Raw genomic sequence first — 4,151 nt, forward strand, 5'->3', positions numbered from 1 at the left:
CAGGCACGAGGAAGCTATTCGAGGAAGCTATTAGTAATAGCGCCTTCTTGCTCAATGGTAATGGTCCCTTGTTCAAAGACAGAACCGTTAACCGTATACTGACCTTGTGCGTCGGTTTGTACGGTATGGGAGTTACCCACCGCATCGCTTAAGGTCACATCGGCGCCAATAACAGGCTGGCCATTTTCTGCGTTAAGTACCGTCCCTGTGACCGTGGTCGCCTCACCTTGCTCTCCGATGATGGCAGTCATATCGTCATCTTCAATATCGCTAGCAAATTGCAAGAGCTCAGCTTGCGTCACGGTATAGGAGCCATCTTCTTCTATCGTAATTGGAACATCGGCAGAAATAATCGGGGCGTCATTCACCGGATCGACGGTGAGCGCTAAATTTCCAGCAATAGGCGTACTGCCATCACTGATATCATATAAGACATCAATGAGGCCGTTAAAGTTGGCGTCCGGTGTGATGGTAAAGGTGCCATCGCCATTATCTGCGATGGTGGCATTGGTCGCGGATAAGTTGTCCGCAGTCAGTGCATCCCCATCAATATCGGCAGCATTAGCAAGTAGTTGTGCTTGGTTGACGATGATGCTGTTGTCTTCGTCGACACTCTCCGTGACGGTGTCTGTAGTCGGTAAGTCATTGACAGGATTAACCGTCAACCCACCCGCTCCTTGAACGGTGGCGTCGCCATCAGAGATATCAAACGAGACATCAATATTGCCGTTAAAGTTTGCATCTGGTGTGATGGTAAAGGTGCCATCTTGGTTATCCAGCACCGTTGCATTACCCGAAACCGACACATTACTGGCGGTTAAATCATCGCCGTCTACATCACTGGCTTGAGATAGCAGCTGATTTTGTGACAGGGTAATGTTGCCATCTTCATCCAAGGTGTAGGCGATGTCACCGCTAACGGGCGCATCATTGACGGCCAACACATTAACATCAAAAGTAGACGCGACTTGAGCGCCATCTTCATCCTCAATAACAATATCCAGCGTCACGGTGCCATTGAAATTTTCATTCGGTGCAAAGCTGCATGTTCCATCGTTATTAATGGTGAAGATCCCGTCAGTCCCCTCGTAACTAACACCCACTAATGACACGTCCCCTTCGATATCAGAGGCATTCGACATTAGTTGGTCTTCATTAAATATCAGTGTGTTATCTTCTTCAACGGTATAAGATACTGAGCCAAATACAGGCAGATCGTTGACGGACTCTACGGTTACACCAATATTCGCTTGGCTTGATTCTGCGCCATCCGTGACAGAATAGCTAAGAGTTAACTCGCCATGGAAATTTTCATTGGGAACGAACGTATAGCTTCCTTCGCCATTGTGAGTAAATACACCTTCGGTGCCTTCATAACTTACGCTCTCGACAGTCAGTTCATCACCATCAATATCAGATGTCGCTAACAGGATATCCTCATCACTGAACAACAAAGAGCCATCTTCCTGAATGATAAACGGTAGATCACTGGCGACTGGCGCATCATTGACAGGTGTGACGTTAACAAAAACAGTAGCGGTATCGAATGACCCGTTTCCATCAGTCACTGTATAGTCAAAAGACGTTTGCCCATTAAAATCAGCCTCTGGTGTGAATTGAATCTGGCCAGTTGCATCCAGTGATACACTACCATGGGTATTATCAGTGGCTTCTACACTGACTAACGTTAGCTCGTCGCCATCAATGTCAGAATCATTGACCAAAAGATCACTGGCTTGAAGTGTCAGAACCCCATCTTCTTCGACATCTATGGCTTGTGAAGTAATTGAACCATCAATTTCTACCAGCTGCTCAGTGACGTTTAAAGTATCGTTTGCTGTACTGTGGTTAAGGTTAAGTAGCAACGAATTCGTTACCTCACTGCCATCACCTTGAATTGTTGTGAGTTGAATCTCCTCTGACATAGTTCTGGACACGGTCATATTTTGTACGACATAGGTACCGCTACCACCAGTGGTCCCTAATTCAAATTGGTGAACAGGCACATCCGTGGTGAAGGAATAGGTATCCTCATATTCGCCTGAATCTCTGTACCCACCTTGTGTGCTAATTAAGTTGCCGTCTATGTCAAACGCACGGATATTAACTTGCGTTGCTTGAGAGCTGCTTTCATCGAAATAGCCACCTAATCCGTCGAGCTGAAAAGTAATTTGGTTAACATCTTCACCTTCAACGGTTACCGCTAAGGTCTCATCTTCACTCAAGCCATTATTGGATTGGTTGCCGATGCCAGCGCCAATATGACTATTCGGGCCATTCCAAGCCGCTAAAGCACCTTCACTGACAACAGTGGTAATCACCACTCCATCTTCTGTATAGATGGCAGTATCACCTTGAATGTCACCCCAATCACTCGTTGCTGCGTTGCCGTCAAAGCCTGGGCTATTTTCATCATTATCAAAACTACCAACACGGATATCCCTTGTGTCAGCTTGAATTTCTACTGTATTTGGTACAAATTGTACTTCTGTGTCGGCTGGATACTCTAAGCCAATCACCATATCAGCCCACTCTCCATTCTCATCGAGATATTGGACGGCGCCGTGCTCTGGCGCGACATCGAGACGTATCATCGGGTCAGCACTAGATAGCATTATGTCGTCTCGTGCTATGACGGGATCATTAACCGGATCAACCGTTAAGTTAAGCGATGTTGCTATGGTCTCTTCTCCATCGCTCACATCAAAGGTCAGTGATAGCGGGCCACTAAAGTTTTCGGCTGGGGTAATGGTAAACGTACCATCCCCATTATCAGTCACATCGCCAAACGCTTCGAGATATAGGTTGCTAGCTACTAATTGGTCGCCATCAATATCTGATGCATGAATCAAAAGTTGTTGTTGTGATAGGGTAATAGAGTGATCTTCGTTGACCTGATAAGCTATCGGTCCAGATACAACGGGAACATCGTTTACCGAAATAACATCAATGTTAGCGGTTGTCGCTGAAGTAAGCCCAGACTCGTCAGCCACAATGACTTGTAGCTCAATGTCACCATCAAAGTTTTCGTTTGGTGCGAAATAGTAAGTACCATTTTCATGTACTGAAAAAATACCGTCGCTGCCAGAATAAGTTACCGATTCTAGCGATACTTGTTCGCCATCGGCATCACTGGAATTCGCTAGGAGTTGCTCTGCAGTAATATCAATGATGCCTTCTTCGTTAACTGAGTACGATGTTGAGCCCGCAATCGGCGCATCATTCACGGCTGCAACCGCAATATCAATGATTGCACTTGATATATCAGTTCCATCAGTCACATCAAAACTAAGGTTGATCGCGCCATTGAAGTTTTCATTTGGCGTGAATGTATGTGTTCCATTGCCATTTGAGACAAGTACCCCATCCGTACCTTCGTAGTGAACACCTGTCACCATTAGCGTATCGTCTTCTACGTCAGTCGCTCCGATCAGAAGCTCCGCATCAGTGAAGGTTAATGTGCCGTCTTCATCCATACTGAACGTTTGGTCATAAATAACCGCCGCATCATTTACCGCGGTAACGGTAACATCGAGTTGAGCTGGTGAAATACCACCATTACCATCATCAACGGTGTAGTTAATTTCAAACTCACCATTAAAGTTCTCATCCGGTGTGATGGTATAAGTCCCATCACCATTATCGGTAATGACGCCGTTTGGCATGCTAATATCACCAACGGTGACGTTGTCACTGCCATCGGTGCCTTCATCGACGTTAAACAGCGCAGCAATATCAACACCATTTTCGGCGTTGGCCGCTTCTTCACTGGTCGGTAAGGTAAACGCGGTTTGTCCTCCAACCTCTTGGCTTGGTACCACAATGCCATCTACGACATCAAACACATGCCAGTGGTCACCACTGATGTTTTCTGGAAGCTCCGGAGTAAAGGTTTGTACTAAAGTATCGCCAACGAAGACCTGAACTTGTACTTCATCCACACCATCCACATCCCAACTGCGATTGGTATAGTTGTGGACCGAGTAATGCATATTGGCATCTTGATAGTTCGGCACGGTGATGGTTTCAGGGCCATGACCATTGGTATCATCAACGTCTTGTTGAACGGTACCCCCGCTCAAGTTATGGCTCATATCTTGATAAAATATATGGTCAAGCTCGGCGCCTGTATCCGTATCATAAAGCCACAA

Annotated in this window: 1 protein-coding gene; it reads right to left on the minus strand. The window is 46.1% G+C overall.

Features of this window, described 5'->3' with window-relative positions; genetic code table 11:
• Positions 1-14: 14 nt before the first annotated feature.
• Positions 15-4,151 (minus strand): tandem-95 repeat protein (locus L4D05_RS00060; protein ID WP_428792708.1); only part of this gene is annotated, 4,137 nt, incomplete at its 5' end.

This window comes from Vibrio nomapromontoriensis, assembly GCF_050337205.1.
GTDB lineage: Bacteria > Pseudomonadota > Gammaproteobacteria > Enterobacterales > Vibrionaceae > Vibrio > Vibrio nomapromontoriensis.